The organism is Streptomyces sp. NPDC127595 (assembly GCF_042671685.1).
Taxonomy (GTDB): Bacteria; Actinomycetota; Actinomycetes; order Streptomycetales; family Streptomycetaceae; genus Streptomyces.
Genome location: NZ_JBHXWK010000007.1, coordinates 16,711 through 32,486, shown reverse-complemented (window position 1 = coordinate 32,486; position 15,776 = coordinate 16,711). Strand labels below are relative to the sequence as shown.

Annotated in this window: 16 protein-coding genes; 4 read left to right on the top strand and 12 right to left on the bottom strand. The window is 70.2% G+C overall.

The window, feature by feature from the left end:
- Window positions 1-7 precede the first annotated feature (7 nt).
- Window positions 8-364 (top strand): 5-carboxymethyl-2-hydroxymuconate Delta-isomerase, encoded by a 357-nt coding sequence (locus ACFVKT_RS22865; RefSeq protein ID WP_385734304.1) that lies wholly within the window; start codon window positions 8-10, stop codon window positions 362-364.
- A 12-nt stretch (window positions 365-376) separates the two neighbouring features.
- On the opposite strand, the gene ACFVKT_RS22860 is transcribed toward ACFVKT_RS22865, so the two are convergent.
- From ACFVKT_RS22860 to ACFVKT_RS22840, 5 genes are all read right to left on the bottom strand, one after another.
- Complete coding sequence (locus ACFVKT_RS22860; protein ID WP_385734302.1) at window positions 377-1,078, bottom strand: TetR/AcrR family transcriptional regulator; 702 nt, start codon at window positions 1,076-1,078, stop codon at window positions 377-379.
- Between the two features lie 56 nt (window positions 1,079-1,134).
- Window positions 1,135-2,193: a PDR/VanB family oxidoreductase gene (locus tag ACFVKT_RS22855; RefSeq protein ID WP_385734300.1), complete on the bottom strand. Its 1,059-nt coding sequence runs from the start codon at window positions 2,191-2,193 to the stop codon at window positions 1,135-1,137.
- Window positions 2,193-3,110 (bottom strand): metal-dependent hydrolase, encoded by a 918-nt coding sequence (locus ACFVKT_RS22850; RefSeq protein ID WP_385734298.1) that lies wholly within the window; start codon window positions 3,108-3,110, stop codon window positions 2,193-2,195. Before ACFVKT_RS22850 ends, ACFVKT_RS22855 begins: the two co-directional genes overlap by 1 nt.
- A gap of 93 nt (window positions 3,111-3,203) precedes the next feature.
- Complete coding sequence (locus ACFVKT_RS22845; protein ID WP_385734297.1) at window positions 3,204-5,135, bottom strand: hypothetical protein; 1,932 nt, start codon at window positions 5,133-5,135, stop codon at window positions 3,204-3,206.
- A 93-nt stretch (window positions 5,136-5,228) separates the two neighbouring features.
- Entirely contained in the window at window positions 5,229-5,726 is a 498-nt protein-coding gene (locus tag ACFVKT_RS22840) for a tetratricopeptide repeat protein (protein ID WP_385734295.1), read from the bottom strand.
- 151 nt (window positions 5,727-5,877) lie between these two features.
- Between ACFVKT_RS22840 and ACFVKT_RS22835 the strand changes: the two genes are divergently transcribed.
- Entirely contained in the window at window positions 5,878-6,288 is a 411-nt protein-coding gene (locus ACFVKT_RS22835; RefSeq protein ID WP_385734293.1) for a hypothetical protein, read from the top strand.
- 121 nt (window positions 6,289-6,409) lie between these two features.
- On the opposite strand, the gene ACFVKT_RS22830 is transcribed toward ACFVKT_RS22835, so the two are convergent.
- The 5 genes from ACFVKT_RS22830 to ACFVKT_RS22810 form a co-directional block, all read right to left on the bottom strand.
- Entirely contained in the window at window positions 6,410-7,936 is a 1,527-nt protein-coding gene (locus tag ACFVKT_RS22830) for a DUF1996 domain-containing protein (protein ID WP_385734292.1), read from the bottom strand.
- Between the two features lie 318 nt (window positions 7,937-8,254).
- On the bottom strand, window positions 8,255-8,911 hold the full coding sequence (locus ACFVKT_RS22825; RefSeq protein ID WP_385734290.1) for a LuxR C-terminal-related transcriptional regulator: 657 nt from the start codon (window positions 8,909-8,911) through the stop codon (window positions 8,255-8,257).
- Window positions 8,896-10,167: a sensor histidine kinase gene (locus ACFVKT_RS22820; protein ID WP_385734288.1), complete on the bottom strand. Its 1,272-nt coding sequence runs from the start codon at window positions 10,165-10,167 to the stop codon at window positions 8,896-8,898. Before ACFVKT_RS22820 ends, ACFVKT_RS22825 begins: the two co-directional genes overlap by 16 nt.
- 284 nt (window positions 10,168-10,451) lie before the next feature.
- The gene (locus ACFVKT_RS22815) at window positions 10,452-11,444 is read right to left on the bottom strand and encodes an NAD-dependent epimerase/dehydratase family protein (protein WP_385734286.1); all 993 of its coding nucleotides are present in this window, start codon (window positions 11,442-11,444) and stop codon (window positions 10,452-10,454) included.
- A gap of 90 nt (window positions 11,445-11,534) precedes the next feature.
- Complete coding sequence (locus ACFVKT_RS22810) at window positions 11,535-12,125, bottom strand: winged helix-turn-helix domain-containing protein (RefSeq protein WP_385734284.1); 591 nt, start codon at window positions 12,123-12,125, stop codon at window positions 11,535-11,537.
- Here ACFVKT_RS22810 and ACFVKT_RS22805 point away from each other — a divergent pair.
- A complete protein-coding gene (locus ACFVKT_RS22805; protein ID WP_385734282.1) occupies window positions 12,124-12,246 on the top strand; it encodes a hypothetical protein in 123 nt (40 codons plus the stop codon). The two genes, ACFVKT_RS22810 and ACFVKT_RS22805, sit on opposite strands and share 2 nt — an antisense overlap.
- A 335-nt stretch (window positions 12,247-12,581) precedes the next feature.
- On the opposite strand, the gene glnII is transcribed toward ACFVKT_RS22805, so the two are convergent.
- Window positions 12,582-13,610 carry a glutamine synthetase gene (gene glnII, locus ACFVKT_RS22800; protein WP_385734280.1) on the bottom strand — a complete coding sequence of 343 codons (1,029 nt, stop codon included), beginning with the start codon at window positions 13,608-13,610 and terminating at the stop codon, window positions 12,582-12,584.
- A gap of 477 nt (window positions 13,611-14,087) precedes the next feature.
- The gene (locus ACFVKT_RS22795; protein WP_385734278.1) at window positions 14,088-14,756 is read right to left on the bottom strand and encodes a hypothetical protein; all 669 of its coding nucleotides are present in this window, start codon (window positions 14,754-14,756) and stop codon (window positions 14,088-14,090) included.
- 294 nt (window positions 14,757-15,050) lie between these two features.
- Between ACFVKT_RS22795 and ACFVKT_RS22790 the strand changes: the two genes are divergently transcribed.
- Entirely contained in the window at window positions 15,051-15,359 is a 309-nt protein-coding gene (locus ACFVKT_RS22790; protein WP_385734276.1) for a hypothetical protein, read from the top strand.
- Window positions 15,360-15,776: the final 417 nt, after the last annotated feature.

The window sequence follows — 15,776 nt, the reverse complement described above, 5'->3', positions numbered from 1 at the left end:
AGTGCCCATGCCGCAGATCACCGTCGAATACTCCGAGTCGCTCGACGTCACCTTCGACCGGCCCGGCTTCGCACTCGCGCTGCACCCGGTGGTCGTCGAGACGGCGGCCGCGCGCATCGAAGCATGCAAGACACGGTTCCTGCCGACCGAGGACAACGTGGTGGGAGCCGAGGCGGACGGACACGCCGTCGTGCACATCACGCTCGCCCTGCTCCCGGGCCGCACCGAAGAGACCAAGGCCGCGCTCACGGCGGCCGTCCTGGAAGTACTGAGCGCACACATCAAGCCCACCGACGGACTCACCCTGCACGCGTCCGCGGAGGTACGCGACCTCGACCCGTCGTACGCCAGGTTCGAGAAGTAGTACGCGTGGTTTCTACGACGCCGGCGGCGACGCCAGCGCGATCAGCCGGACGACGAGGTCGCTGAACGGCCCGTCGCCCGGCTCGTTCTTGAGCGACCGGCGCAGCAGCTCGCTCAACTCCTCGTCGTACGCGGCGCTCACGGCCGCCAGCGCCGCGAAGTCGTGCACGAGCTGCCGCTCCAGCTCGCCGCGCGGGATGCGCCGTCCGTCCAGCCAGATCAGCGCCGTCGACTCGACGAGCGAGATCCAGGAGCGGATGACCAACTCCAGCCGGGCGGGCGGGTTCTGGACATTCATGTGCGAGAGGATCTGGAGGTATGCGGCCTGCCGTACTCCGTCGACCAGGGCGTTGGTGGTGGACGAACCGACCGCCGGGCCGCCCCGCATCAGCGCCGCGAAACCGGGCCCGTGGTCGTCGACGAAGTCGAAGAACCGGCCCATCACCCGCAGCAGCCGCGACCCCAGCGAGCCCTCCTCGGGGACCACGAACCGTCCCGCGAGATCGTCCGAGGCGCGCTGCAACGCGGCCTCGTACAGGCTGAGTTTGCCGGGAAAGTAGTGGTAGACCAGCGGTCGCGAGATACCCGCGGCCGCCGCTATCTCGTCGATGGAGACCTCGTCGGGCGAGCGTCTGCTGAAGAGTTCGAGGGCGACGCCGATCAGCTGCTGCCGCCGTTCATCGACACCCATCCTGCGGCGTACCCCGGTTGTCATACGAACACCTTACCGATCGGATCCGGCCTGGAACGGCCCCGTCCGGCCACGGCGGTTCACATATCCAGGACGATCCTCTCACCGCGCGCCCGCGACACACAGATCAGCATCGAGTCACTACGCTCCGCGTCTGTCAGTAGTTCGTCCCGGTGCTCGATCTCCCCTTCCAGCACCCGCTGTTGGCAGGTTCCGCAGAATCCCTGCGCACAGGAGTACGGGGTGTTCGGCAGCTCCGCGCGGACCGCGGCGAGCACGCTGGAGTCGGCGGATACGGTCAACGTACGTCCGCTGCGGCGCAGTTCGACTTCGAAGGCGGTGTTCCCCTCGCTCGACGTGCGCGGTGCGAACCGCTCCAGATACAGCGTCGCCCCGGCCGGGAGCCGGGCCTCGACCGCGGCCATCAGCCCCTCCGGACCGCAGCAGTAGACCGCCGCGCCTTCGGGAACATCGGCCAACAGTGCGTCGAGGTCCGGCAGTCCGTCCTCGTCCGCGGCGACAACGGTGACCTGCCCGCCCCGCAGCTTCCCGATCTCCTCCAGGAACGGCATCGAGGCCCGCGTACGCCCGCAGTACAACAGCCGCCATTCGGCGCCCTGTTGGAGCGAGCGCAGCATCGGCAGGACGGGCGTGATCCCGATACCGCCGGCCACGAAGACGTATGCGGGAGCGGCGACGAGCGGGAAGCGGTTGCGCGGCCCGCGCACCTCGACCTCCATGCCCTCCCGGAGCCCCTCGTGCACCTCGCGCGAACCTCCGCGCCCGCCCGCCGTCTCGCCCACGAGCCGTGTCGCGACGGTGTACGACGAGGTGTCCTCCGGGTCCCCGCACAGCGAGTACTGCCGTACCAGCCCCGAGGGCAGCACCAAGTCGAGATGCGCACCCGGCTCCCAGCGCGGCAAGTCCCGCCCTTCCAGGCGCAGTTGTGCGACACCGTCGGCGACCCGTTCATGCCGGGCGACCGACAGCCGCAGCGCCCGGGAGCGCGGCCGGCCGGAGACCGGGTTCTCCAGCGCGGGCAGCGGCCACAGCGGCGAGGCCTCGATCCGGCGGCGCATCGCACGCCTGACGAGCAGGGCCGTACCGGCGACGGCCACGAAGGTCCGCAGCCCGGGCATCAGACCATGCCCCTCTCTGTCGCCTTCTCCGCGGCCGTCGCCGCGGGTGAGGCGGCGAGATAGGCCACGGCCTGCTCGGTCGACCCCTCCTGGGACGGGTGATAGGCCCGGCTGAGATAGCGCGGAATCGACTTGAGCATGTCCCCGGTCGACGGCAGCACCCCCGCCTTCCCGGCCCGGCGGAAGTCCTGGAAGCTCGCCCGGCCCGCCGTGAGCGTCGGATCGTTCTCCATGAAGAACCGCGCCCCGCGCTGCCACAGGAAGACCAGGGCCGTGAACGCGGTCGCCCAGGTCCGCGCGCGACGCCCGTAGCTTCCGTCGACATGCAGGAACAGCTCGAACGCCACGGACCGGTGCTCGACCTCCTCCGCGCCGTGCCAGCGCAGCAGATCCAGCATGGTCGGATCGGCCCCCCGCCGGTCCAACTCCTCCGCGTTCAGCACCCAGTTGCCGAGGAACGCGGTGTAGTGCTCGATCGCCGCGATGATCGCGACCCGCTCCATCAGCCACCACTTGCGGGCCTTCCCCGGCGGCAGCGTGCGGTCGCCGAGCAGCTTCTCGAAGAGCCAGTCCACCTGGGCGGTGTACGGCGTCGGGTCGAGCCCGAGCTCCCTGAGGTGGGGGAGCACCTCGTCGTGCGCCTGCGCGTGCATGGCCTCCTGGCCGATGAACCCGATGACGTCCTCGCGCAGCCGCTCGTCCCGGATATAGGACAGCACCTGCTTGTACACATGCACGAACCAGCGCTCACCGGCCGGCAGCAGCAGATGCAGCACATTGATGGTGTGCGTGGCGAACGGATCGCCCGGCACCCAGTGCAGGGGCGTGTCCTCCCAGGAGAACGACACCTTCCGCGCCTTGAGGGGTATCCGCTCGGAGTCGACCGGTTCGGGCAGCCGAGCACGCGTGTTAGACATGCCGTCAATGTACTGACGGGTAAGTGCGGGGAGAACCCCCGCGCAGCGACTTGTTGACGCAAGTGTCAGCGAGGGTCCAGGTCCAGACAGGGCCTAGCGCAGCCCGCTGATCTCCCGCCCGTCCTCCAGGCTCCCCTTCAGCTCCGCCTGCGCTCCCTGCTTCGTCCGTACGGCGAGCAGGGCGCCCTGTGCCGACCCGGTGACCCCGCCGGTCGCGCCGACCGACGCCGTGTCCCTGCTCCCGGCCGCGAGGAGATACCAGCTTCCCGTGCCCGACTTCCACAGCACGCCTGCCAGCACATGCGGGTCGCGGGAGCCGCACGCGGGCGAGTTCTCGGCCTTCGCCGCGACCGCGCCGTACGTCCCGCCGGGCGTCTGGAACTGCGCGAGCACGCGTGTGCCGCCGCCCCGCCAGGTGTCGGCCCGCGTGCACATCCAGGTGGCGCTGCCGCCGGAGTCGGGCAGTTCCTGCCGCGCGTACTGCCAGGCGTTCACCGACCGCACACCCTGCGAGCGCACGGAGGCCAGCGAGCAGGCGAACGGCGCCCAGTTCCGCAGCGCTTCGGCGCCGGACGCCTCGCCGGGGGACGAGGGCTGTCCCGAGGTGAGGTGCGCAGGCGTCAGCTCGCCGAGGTCGGTCAGCAGACGGGTGCCCGAGTTGTCCGTCAGCTCCAGCACGTTCCACGAGGTGCACGCGCCGGACCGCTGGGCCGGGCTGGCCAGCGGGGAGGTGACACCGTCGGCCGAGAGTGTGAGGTCCATCGCGCCGGAGGACGGCTTCATCAGGTCCCGCTCGGTAGCCTTGGTTACCCAAGGGGCCGTCAGATAGCGGACGTTGCCGTCGGTCCGGCCGAGGACCACCGCCTCCGCCTCCGCCCCCTTCGCGCTGTCGACCCGCGCGAAGTCGAGGGCCGCGCCGCTCGTGCCGTCGGTCGGCTCGGCGTACCGCGCGATGCGCAGACCGTCGTAGAGCAGCACGACACGGGCCTGGTCCACCTCACCCGCGTACAGGAGCTGCGGCGGCCCGGGCGGGGCGCCGGACGGGGTACCGGGGGTCGCCGAGACCGCCACGGACTCGCCGGGCCGCGCCCACACGGCGAGCGCCCGCCGCAGCAGCGCGCTGTCCCCGGTGAGGGTTCCGCGGGCGGGCCACACGGAGAAGTCGGTACGCGCGGAGGACTGCCAGGCCCCCGCTGCCACCTTCGTGAGCTGCGCCGGATCCAGCGCGGCCTGGGCCGCCGGGTTCTGCGCGTACGGCGGCGCCGCGGCCCCGTCCGGACCCCACCCGTCGCCGGGCAGACCGAGCAGCGCACCGCACACCACGACGGCCGCGGTGGCGGCGATCGCGGCCTTGACGTGCTGCCTGCGCCGCATCAGGTCGGTGGGCCGGGCATGCAGCGAACAGGGGTCGAACTCGGCAGAGCCGAGCAGAGCGTCGTGCGCCTCCACACCCGCGGCCACCGCGAGTGCCCCGCCCGGGTCCTCGACACCCGCCGCCGTCAGCACCTTCCGTACGTCCGCCTCGGACAGTTTCTCCAGCCCGCGCAGCACATACGCGGCACGGGCCGGCCCGGAGAGCGCGGACAACCGCTGGTCCAGGGCGAGTTCGTCGGCGCCGCCCGACCGCGGGAAGAGCCTGAGGCCCCACACCTGGGGCAGCAGCGGCGGAAGCTGGGACCGCTTGGGCCACGCCCGCAGAGTCAGCGGCAGGCCTGCCTCCAACGCCGTACGCACCACTTGGAGGCGTACGAAGGCGTAGCCGGGGTCGCCGTCACGGCCGCCGCCCGTCTGCTGGGCCGGGATGACCGTCGCGTCACCGGACGTGCGGCTCCGGGGCAGCGCGCGCTGGGTGAGGGCGTGCGCGGTCAGCACCCGGCGGTTGCGGCCGAGGCTGGGCGGCAGCACCAGATAGGCGAGCCGGACCAGCCGCGGATAGTGCTCGACGAGCGCCGCCTCGGCCTGCTCGACATCGACGACCGGGGCTGAGGAGGGTGCGGAGCGCGGGGCTACATCCTGTGACTGCACACAGCGAAAAACGAGCGAGCCGTCGGATGGTCACCCGTGACCCGTGACCCGCCACCTGTCACTCGCCAGCTGTCACCTGTCACCTGTCACGCGCTACTCGGGTTCGACCAGGAGCCTCGCGTAGTTCGCCATCGACCGCTGGTAGCGCGGCAGATGGGGTGCGAGAGCGCCGATCACCAGGGCGAGGCCCTCGCGTTCGCGGCCCAGGTCGGCCAGACAGAGGGCGAGACAGGCGCGTACCGCGTCGTCCAACTCGTCCGAGGGGGCTTCGAGTTCCGGACCGAGAAGCTCCAGGCCCTCCTCCGGCTTCCCGAGGTTGCGCAGGGAACTGGCGAGCTGGATCTTGGTACGGCGCCCCCGGTAGCCGCGCAGGCCGCGGGCCAGCGCCTCCCGGTACAGCGGTACGGCCTTGTCCGAGTGGCCCGTCGAGTCCCAGGCGCAGGCCTGCTCGAACGGGCCGAGCGGACTGGCCGCGGGCAGCTCGCCGATCAGCTTGTCGATCACCGCCCGGAAATCCGCCGCGTCGGCTTCGTCATAGTCGTCGAACGTGGCCCACGCCGCCGCCGTACGCTCTTCCCAGTCTTCGTTCACGGGCTCACCCTCGCACGGGTGTGCCCATTGAGGCCGACCGGGGGCCGCTGATTGAGCGCTGGGCCCCTGGGAGCCGTATCCAGGGCAAGGGCCCTCGTTCGACGGGGCTCCCGGCGGTATGGGCGCCGACACAGACCGGAGGTACGTAGGTATGAGGTTGACGCGACCGAAGCTCACGGTGGCCGGAGCCGTGGCGGTGCTGGCGCTCACGGGCTGCGCGGCCGAGGACACCTCGGACACGGCCGCCGCGGTGCCCGTCACCGCGACCGGCAGCCTGGAGCACATCGCGAGTGAGGCGGGCTGCTCTCCCGAGCTCCAGACGGACGCCGACGAGATCCGCCAGGCCACCTGCAAGAACACCGACGGCCAGTTCATCCTCGCGACCTTCGCCACCGACCGCGGCCAGCGCGAGTGGATCAACGGAGCCAAGGACTACGGCGGGTTCTACCTCGTCGGCCGCAAGTGGGTCGCCGTCGGCGAGGAGAAGGTGGTCAACGCGCTGCGCGGCCAGCTCGGCGGGACCATGGAGGTGGGGACCTCGCACGCCGGCCACACGGGCTGACCACGCGGACGATCACCGACACGATCACCGACGAATACCGAGGGCGCAAGCGAAAGCCGGTGGCGGGAATTCCCGCCACCGGCTTTCTCAGTGGGTCACCTTCTCAGCGAGCCACTACCACTCACGTGCACTTCTTGCCGGTGTTGATGCAGTTGACCACCTTGTTCATCGTGTTCGTGTCGAAGAAGTTGATGAAGTCGTTGTGGTCGGTGATCGGCTTGTGCAGGTTCTCCGGGAAGGAGTCGACCGCGTACGCGTTCACGACCTGACCGTTCTCGATGGTCGGAGCCGGCACGTCGTAGACCAGACGGACCCGGAGCTGGGGGATCGCCTTGAAACCGTTGGCGCAGGTGCCGTCGGCCTGGACGAACGCCACGTGTGTGCGGTGGTTGGCGCTGTCGATGTTCTGGCCGTCCCAGCAGCTCTGGAAGAGGGACGTTCGTACCACGTTGCTGCCCTCGGGGCAGATCGGGTACTTGTCCTCCAGCTGCACCTTGTTCTCGAAGCCGGTGCAGCTCCAGTTGGCGTTGGCGTTGGCGTTGCCATTGATGAAGGCCTTGGCGTCACCGGTGATGATGCGCAGGGCCGTCGGCATCGCGACGACGTCGCCGGTCTTGTTCCCGAAGAACTTGAGCTGCGCCTCGACGGGTTCGAGGATCTTGCCCACGTTGCCCTCGGTGCCGCCTCCGGCGTTGTTCTGGTCGAAGTCCTGCGTACCGTCCTGCACACGCAGCACCGGCCAGAAGTACGACGACTTGTCGCCCTGGTTCTGGCAGGTGGTGTCGGCCGCCGCCAGGTCCGCGTCGCTCGCGAACGCGTCGTTGTTCTGGTTGCCGACGTAGTCGTGCAGGTGGTGCGCACCGTTGGTGACACCGGGAGCGACGATCACGTTGTCCGTGTTGTGGTTGTCGTTCCCGTTGGTGCCGCACCTCGTGGTGAAGGTGCCCGTCGAACCGGTCTTCCCGCTCGCGACGAGCCCGTTCGCGCCCACGCCCTTTTTGTTGTCGGCCTGGGCGGTGGTGATGTCCTGGAAGTCGGCTGCCACCGGGCCGTTGCCACCCTGACCGCCGCCTGCTGCCGGAGGAGCGGGCTCGGCGGGAGCGGGACTCTCGGCGTTCTGGTCGCCACCGTTCTGGTCCTGGCCGTCGCCGGTCTGACCGTCGTTGGTCTGCGGCTGCTCCACGGCCTCCCCGGTGCAGGAGGCGAGTCCGTCCAGCGAGCCCGGGGCGTTGCCGCCGACGCGGGATATCTCGAGCTGGATCCGGTCGATGATCACCGCTCGGTTGTCCTTGAGCGGCTGGAGAACGGAGTTCTGGACGAAGCTCGCGTCCTGGGCCTGCGCGTCCCGGGTGGTCGCCAGCCGCTGGTAGGCGTCGGTGATCTGCTGGTCCAGCGTGGCCAGCTCGCCGTCGACCTCCCCGCGCGCCTGGTCGGGCACATCGGTGAGCTGCTGACCGACATCCGGGCAGTAGATGGTGGCCACCTGAGCGGTGGTGGCCTTGGTGCTGTTCTGCCCTGAGTTCTCCTCGTGAGCCGAGGCGTAAAAGTTCGCCCAGACAAGACCGCCTCCACCGATCGCGAGGGCCGCGGATGCGGCCACGGCGCGAACGACCAGTGGCGAACGGCGTTTACGTACGTTGCGTCCCATGGAACTCCTCTGACTTCCTTGTGGGGCAGCGAGGCGCCCGACAGGAGTGAAGCGGCTCCATTCCATACGCGTGGGGCGGGTGTGGTGTTCAGAAAGCTCGGAAAATCTTAGAACCTCGTGAGGCCGATTCCGGCACAATGGGAACAGAACCCCGCGATTCTCCGGCAGTTGATCTCGAAAAACAGGTTTGGTGACGGGCCTGAATGATATTCAGCGCTGCTGACTATGTGTCAATGGCCCCTCGGCTCGCGTCAACGGGCTTTCCGCACGTGGTGTGTTGACGTAACCCCTGTACGTGTCGAAGTCCCCCGGTACGTGTCAACGCTGCCCTTGGTCCAGATAGGCGAGCACCGCCAGTACGCGCCGGTTGTCGTCATCCGAGACCTCCAGCCCCAGCTTGGCGAAGATATTGGAGGTGTGTTTGGCGATCGCCCTTTCTGTGACCACGAGTTGACCCGCGATCGCCGCGTTCGTGCGCCCCTGCGCCATCAGCTCGAGCACCTCCCGCTCGCGCGGGGTGAGCCGCCCGAGCGGCTGGTCGGTGGTCGAGCGCCGCGACAGCAGCTGCTGGATGACCTGTGGATCCATGGCCGTTCCCCCTCCCGCGACTCTTCGTACGGCATCGATGAACTGGTCCGCGTCGAACACCCGGTCCTTCAGCAGATAGCCGACCCCGCCCGTGCCGTCGGCGAGCAGCTCCCGCGCGTACAACTGCTCCACGTGCTGCGAAAGGACGAGCACCGGCAACCCGGGCTGGTTCCGGCGGGCCTCCAGCGCGCACTGCAGCCCCTCGTCGGTGTGCGAGGGCGGCAGCCGTACGTCGACCACCGCGACGTCCGGCTCCAACTCGGCCAGCGCCCGGCTCAGTTCGGGCCCGGTCTCCACCGCCGCGGCGATCTCGAAGTCGTACGCCTGGAGCATCCGGACCAGTCCGTCACGCAGCAGGAACAGGTCTTCGGCTAGGACAACTCGCAAGGGATCTCCATGGTGACCATGGTGGGACCGCCCGCAGGGCTGCTGACGGCCAGGACGCCGTCGAATGTACCCAGTCGCCGCTCGACCCCGGTGAGCCCGGAGCCCGCGTCGAGCCGGGCACCGCCCGTGCCGTTGTCGGTGACCGTGATGCGCAGCAGGCCGTCCGCGTGATGGACGTCCACCCAGACGCGCTCGGCACCCGAGTGCTTGACCGTGTTGGTCAGCACCTCGCTGACGGCGAAGTACGCCGCCGCCTCGACCGGTTCGCCCGGCCGGCCGTCGAGTTCGACCTCCACCTCGCTCGCGAGCGGCAGCCGCAGAGCCAACGCCCGTACGGCGTCGCCGAGTCCGCGCTCGGCGAGTACGGGGGGATGGATGCCCCGCACGAGGTCCCGAAGCTCGGTGAGCGCGTCGGCGGAGGACCTGCGGGCCTGCGCCAGCAACTCCTTCGCCTTCGCCGGGTCCTTCTCGACCAGCGCCTCGATGGTGCCCAGATCCATCCCCATGGCGACCAGCCTTGCCTGTGCCCCGTCGTGCAAGTCCCTTTCGATACGCCGGAGTTCGGCCGCCGAGGTGTCGACCGCGTCGCGCCGTGTCTCGGTCAGCACGCGTACCCGCTCGGCGAGTTCGCCCTCGCCCGGGCTGAGCACCGCCCGGGTGAGCAGGAAGTGGACGCGCAGCAGGGGAGGGGTGAGGCGGTAGGCGGTGCCGAGGAGGGCGAGGCCCAGTACTCCCGCGAGGAGCGCCGTGCCCTGACCGGAGACCGGCACGAACCCGTACCACCAGTCGCCGCCGGTGGCGTCCACCAGGACCCGCCACAGGCCGAGCGCGAGCGCGAACCCCTCCAGGGGGTAGAGCAGCAGGACGGCCGGCAGCAGCGCGGTGACGAACCCGGCGGTCATGTCGACCGGCAGCCACGCCAGGTCCCGCCAGGTCGCCGGGTCCCGGAGCATCCGGAAACACCGCTCCCACGGGTTGGCGCCCTCGGACACCGGCCGGTAACTGGCCGGAATCCGGACCCCGCACCACTGGGCCGCGACCACCCGCCGCCAGTTCGCGAAGGCGCGTACGCCGCTGAGTACCCATGGTGTCGTGACGATCCCGACGCCGACCGGCACCAGCACGATCGACACGACCGTCAGCACGAACAGCACCACCGACCCGACAAGCCCGGCCACACCGACCAGAAGCCCGCGCGCCCCCGCCACGACAACTTCCCGCGTCCGCCCCCGCACCTGGCTGCTCTCCATATCCATGCGCTCAGTCTTCCGGACCCGCCGTGACCGGTCACTGGGCCGGGCCCCCGGGCGGGGGGTGGTGGTGAGTGCACCCCTTGGTTTCTTCACGCCCTCCGCCCCCACCCGTCCCTTGTCCCTGGGGCTCCGCCCCAGACCCCGCTCCGCAAACGCCGGAGGGGCTGACCCCCCTCAGCCTGTCCGGCGTTTGAGGACGAGCGCGTTCAGCGCGCTGCGGGGGTCTGGGGGCGGCAGCCCCCAGGAGCAAGGGACGGGTAGGGGCGGAGGGGGCGAAAAACCACCCCTCACACCCCCAGCACCTTCGCCTCCACCACCGGATCAAGCCCCACCGCAGGCCGGTCCGCCCGCAGGGGCGCAACCCCGCCGAGCCCCTGGAGCCAGCTCCAGGTATCGGCGACGGTCTCCCGCACGGGCCGGCACCGCAGCCCGGCCCCGACCGCCCGCGCCACCCCAACCCCATGAAGCGCCCCATGAAGCTCGCTCCCACCCGGCACCCACACCGGCAACTGCCCCCACGGCTCGATCCCGGCCCCGAGAATCACCTCGGCATCGGTCCACCGCAGATCCCCCTCACCCCCGGTGACCTGGACGCACGCGTCGAGGAGTTCCCCCATCGTCGTATGCCCCCGCGGACTGACCAGGTTGTACGCCCCGCCCAGCCCCCGCTCCACGCCCCCGAGGATCCACTCGGCGAGATCGCGGACATCGACGTACTGGAGAGGGAGCTCCCGTGGCCCGGGGGCGAGGACAGGCCCGCCCCGGGCGACCCGGTTCAGCCACCACGGGAGCCGCCCGATGTTCTCGTACGGCCCGAGGATCAGCCCGGCCCGCACCAGCAGCGTCTCCTCCGCCCCGAACGAGTCGAGCGCGGCCAGCTCACCGCCCCGCTTGTCCCGCGCGTAGTCGGTCCCCTCGGCGTCCGCGGACGCCCCGTCGACGAGGTCTGCGTCCTCGCCGTACCCGGCGGGCGGCGGCCACGCGTACACGGAGCAGCTGGATACGTACACATAGCGTCCGACCCGGCCGGCCAGCAGCCGCGCCGTGTCCCGCACGGCCCGCGGCGCGGCCGACCAGGTGTCGACGACGGCATCCCACTCACCGTCGGCAAGCGCCGCGAGCCCGTCGGGAGCGGTGCGGTCGCCGTGCAACGACCGCACCCCGGCGGGAGGCGCGTGCCGGCCCCGGTGGAAGACGGTCACCTCCCAGCCGCGACCGAGCGCCGCCTCCACGACGGCGCGCCCCGCGAACTCCGTACCACCCAGCATCAGAAGCCTCATACGGAGGACTCTGCCCGGACGATCGGCGGTACGGAACGGGAATCTGCCGACAGAAGATCCGCGGTCAGGACGCGGAGGGTGGCCGTAGGATCAACGGCCGGTCGGCGGGGCGTACTTGTACCCCACTCGCCGTACCGTCTGGATCGTCTGCCGGTGCTGCGCGCCGAGCTTGCGCCGCAGCCGTGCGACGTGGACGTCGACGGTCCGTCCGTCGCCCACGTGCCCGTAGCCCCACACGGTGGTGACGAGCTGGTCGCGGGTGTGCACCCGGTGCGGGTGCGCGACGAGGTGCGCGAGCAGCTCGAACTCCAGGTAGGTGAGGTCGAGTTGCTGCCCGTCGACCTCGGCGGTGCGCTGCACGGTGTCGATGCGGACGAGCGGGTTGTCACCGCCGACGGCGCCCTCGGCGGCGAACGGCTCGGGCCGGTCCGGCACGGCGACCGGCAGCAAGGGCTGCTGGTCGGCGGGTACGAGGACCAGGTAGCCGATCATCGGCGGCTGACCCGGCAGCACCGGCAGGGTGTGCTGGGGCGCCGGCAGCCAGGTGGCACCCGGCGGCAGGAAGTCGGTGACGTCCACCACCTCGTCCCGGTCGACGGCACGCAGTCGGTGGCGTCCGGACGTGGTGGACGTCGCAGCCGGGGAGGTCGCGACGGAGGAGAAGGATCGGGTGTTAGCCATGAGAGGTCAGCTCTTTCGCGCGAGGAAGTTCGTCGGGAAGACCGACGGCCGCGAGTTCGTGGTCGGGCTCGTCGAGGACGTACGTCGTGCGCGCTGGCCGGAGGCCGGGTGTCGGCTTTAGAGGGCCCGCGCGTTCATCGCGCGACAACACACCCGGTCGAAGTCATGATGCTGACGGGAAGGCCAGAACGGCTCCAGGTCATGGCGACCCGTCGCGGTGTACTGCTGGAAGCTGGCCATGCCTCCATTGAAGCAGAAGCGGGCGCCGGGCAGGAGACTCCTCTCACCGGTCGGACGCTTCCTTGGCGCGAACTTGACGTCACACCCCTGTAAAACCTGGCGTGGCGCCACTGCGAAACTGACACGGCACCCCTGTGGGAAAGCAGAAAGGGCGCCCACCAAGACGGTGGACGCCCTTCGCACAAGCTACAAGCAGCCAGCTGAAAGCTGAGTGGATCAGACCTGTCCGGCCTTCTCCAGGGCGGTGCAGCAGGTGTCGACGATCAGCCGCGTCACGACGTACGGGTCGACGTTGGCGTTCGGACGGCGGTCCTCGATGTAGCCCTTGCCGTCCTGCTCGACCTGCCAGGGGATACGGACCGAGGCGCCGCGGTTGGAGACGCCGTAGCTGTACTCGTTCCACGGGGCGGTCTCGTGCAGGCCCGTGAGGCGGTCGTCGATGCCGGCGCCGTAGTTCTTGACGTGGTCGAGGGGCTTGGAGCCCTCACCCAGCGACTCGCACGCGGTGATGATCGCGTCGTAGCCCTCGCGCATCGCCTTGGTGGAGAAGTTGGTGTGCGCGCCCGCGCCGTTCCAGTCGCCCTTCACCGGCTTGGGGTCCAGCGTCGCGGAGACGTCGAAGTCCTCGGCGGTGCGGTAGAGCAGCCAGCGGGCCACCCACAGCTGGTCGGAGACCTCCAGCGGGGAGACCGGACCGACCTGGAACTCCCACTGGCCGGGCATGACCTCGGCGTTGATGCCGGAGATGGCGAGGCCCGCCTTGAGACAGTTCTCCAGGTGCGCCTCGACGATGTCACGGCCGAAGATCTCGTCCGAGCCGACACCGCAGTAGTAGCCGCCCTGCGCGGCCGGGAAGCCGCCCTCGGGGAAGCCGAGCGGGCGGGCACCCTTGAAGAAGGTGTACTCCTGCTCGATGCCGAAGATCGACTCCTGCGCGGCGAACTTGTCGGACACCTCGGTCAGCGCGGCACGGGTGTTGGACTCGTGCGGCGTCAGGTCGATGTTCAGGACCTCGCACAGGACGAGGACGTCGTCGCCGCCGCGGATCGGGTCCGGGTACGTGGCGACCGGCTTGAGTACGCGGTCGGAGGCGTGACCCTCGGCCTGGTTCGTCGAGGAACCGTCGAAGCCCCAGATCGGCAGCTCGGCACCCTTGGCGTCGTCGGCCAGTATCTTCGTCTTCGAACGGAGCTTGGCCGTCGGCTCGGTGCCGTCGATCCAGATGTACTCAGCCTTGAAGGTCACGGGCCACATCCTTCGGGGTGGGTCTTCAGTCGCACTGCGGGTGCTGCCTGCGGCGCTGCGGCACTGAGGCGCCGCGGATATGCAGGTCAGCCTGTCAACAGGCGATTTCCCGATCATTGCTCGAATGTGAACCCCGTGTTACCTGAGCTGTGTGTGCCCGCTAATGCCGGGCGCTGCTCGACGGGGGTGTTCGCGACCGCGATCGGCGGCCCTGGCGGGCGGTCGCGCACGGAGTTTCCTGCTGCCCGGGGTGCCACGGCTCGTATGCGATGGGTTTGCGGGCGCGCACGGGGTGGGCGGGCGCGGGTGAGGGTCCTGGCGCATGATGTGGGGTGCACACGGGTGGGGCCCCCGCCATGTGACGTGGGGTGCGCACGAGCGGGGCCCTGGCGAGTGGTGCACGGGGTACGCATGCATGAGGGCCCTGCCGCCTCTTCCCGGAAGGCGACAGGGCCCGGTTCATGCGGCCGGCGTGGGTCAGCCCACGCGCTCGACAACGACGTTGCGGATCACGAACTTGCCGGGCTCCCGGACCAGTTCGAAGGCCGCGGTGTTCAGCAGGACGCAGCTTCCGGAGACCGAGGTGACCTCCACGGTCGTGGACTTGTTGTTGTCCAGGTTCGTGACCCTGAGCTCGGTTCCGACCGGGAACTCGCCGCTGGACGCGGCCGGGGCGCCCGCCTCCGAGAAGAGGGTGACGGTCGAGCCGTTGCAGACCTGCTCGCCGGTGGCGGCGCCGGCGTCGGCCTCGCCACCGGTGTCCTCGGCGGGGGCGCTCGCCGCGGGAGCCGAGGCCGGGGGAGCGGCGGGGGCGGCAGGCGCGGCGGCCTGGGAGTCCTGAGCCGACTCCCCAACCGCACAGCCGGACGCTTCCTGCTGCACCTTGATCTGCGCGAGGACGGCCTCGCGGTTGGCGATCCGGGCCTCCGACTGGGCGTCGGGGGCGGCCCGTTGGTCGGCGATGAACTTCTCGTTGTTGCCGAACGCGGTGGCCAGTCCCTGGCAGACCGTCGAACTCGACGCGTTCTGCACCGACGCGGCGTTCGAGGTGGCAGCCAGGGCGAAGGCCCCGCTTCCGGCCACGGCCGCGGCGCTGACCAACAGCGCGAGCTTTTTCTTGGTACTGAGGGTTCTCCTGCGCGACATGGGCGGCCTCCTGTGTGCGGGGGTGCGTACGCCGCTATGTACGAGATGCCGAACGGAGTTACTCAACAGTTACAGGAGTCACCGAAGTAACGTAGGTCACACGGGAGTTGGCGCCCGGCCCGGATCGACCCGCCGCACGAGCTCCGCGAAACACCTTCTTCTGCAGGAGCCTCAGCAGCCCCAAGTGCCTTGTGGCCAGCGGCTTTTGTCAGTGCTCGGCGGTAGAATAGAAGCAGTGTTCGAGGGGGTCGCCGGGGGGTCCGGCGGTGCCCTGACCGCGACAGGAGGATGCCTGTGCCCGCTGCCGCACTGAAGCCGCTGCCCACCCAGTCCACGTCCAAGAGGGCGGTCCAGCTGGACCTGCCGTACGAGCCCGTGGAGAAGCGCCCGCTGCCGCCGGGGCGCCCCCGCGAGTGGTACGTCATCCACAACCGCCGCCTCAAGGCGATGCGCCTCGCGATCGCCCTGCTCGACTCCGGCATCTACATGCCGAACCAGGCCCGCAACGAGACGATCCGCCTCACCGCCCAACTCATCGGCGTCCACCCACCGTCGGACACGACCTGCCACATGGTGCGCGCACTCATGAGGTACGCACGCTGATCCACCTCTCAACCGCCGGAGGGGCTGAAACCTTCATCCCCTCCGGCGCTCCGACCGCGAGGCGGCGCCATCCCGATCCCCCACCCACTTGCGGGGGCGGCATTTTCAGCCGTCCGGCGCCGCTCCGACCGTGAGGCGGTGCCGTCCCGATCCCCCACCCACCCGCGGGAGCGACGCTCTTCAGCTCCGGCCGGGGAGAGATCTTTAGCCCGTCCGGCGTTTGAGGACGAGCGCGTCCAGCGCGACACGGGGGTCTGGGGGCGGAGCCCCCAGACGCAAGGGACGGGCAGGGGGCGGAGGGGGCGAAAAACTCCCCCCCCCCCCCCCCCCCCCCCCCCCCCCCCCCCAAAACCCCCCCCCCCCCCCGCCCCCCCCCCCCCCCCCCCCGCCCGCCCCCACCCCCACGCACCCACACCG

Coding starts and splice junctions, on each gene's coding strand:
- ACFVKT_RS22865 (WP_385734304.1), top strand. CDS start 8: ATGCCGCAGATCACCGTCGAATACTCCGAGTCGCTCGACGTCACCTTC.
- ACFVKT_RS22860 (WP_385734302.1), bottom strand. CDS start 1,078: ATGACAACCGGGGTACGCCGCAGGATGGGTGTCGATGAACGGCGGCAG.
- ACFVKT_RS22855 (WP_385734300.1), bottom strand. CDS start 2,193: ATGCCCGGGCTGCGGACCTTCGTGGCCGTCGCCGGTACGGCCCTGCTC.
- ACFVKT_RS22850 (WP_385734298.1), bottom strand. CDS start 3,110: ATGTCTAACACGCGTGCTCGGCTGCCCGAACCGGTCGACTCCGAGCGG.
- ACFVKT_RS22835 (WP_385734293.1), top strand. CDS start 5,878: ATGAGGTTGACGCGACCGAAGCTCACGGTGGCCGGAGCCGTGGCGGTG.
- ACFVKT_RS22830 (WP_385734292.1), bottom strand. CDS start 7,936: ATGGGACGCAACGTACGTAAACGCCGTTCGCCACTGGTCGTTCGCGCC.
- ACFVKT_RS22820 (WP_385734288.1), bottom strand. CDS start 10,167: ATGGATATGGAGAGCAGCCAGGTGCGGGGGCGGACGCGGGAAGTTGTC.
- ACFVKT_RS22815 (WP_385734286.1), bottom strand. CDS start 11,444: ATGAGGCTTCTGATGCTGGGTGGTACGGAGTTCGCGGGGCGCGCCGTC.
- ACFVKT_RS22805 (WP_385734282.1), top strand. CDS start 12,124: ATGAGAGGTCAGCTCTTTCGCGCGAGGAAGTTCGTCGGGAAGACCGAC.
- ACFVKT_RS22810 (WP_385734284.1), bottom strand. CDS start 12,125: ATGGCTAACACCCGATCCTTCTCCTCCGTCGCGACCTCCCCGGCTGCG.
- ACFVKT_RS22795 (WP_385734278.1), bottom strand. CDS start 14,756: ATGTCGCGCAGGAGAACCCTCAGTACCAAGAAAAAGCTCGCGCTGTTG.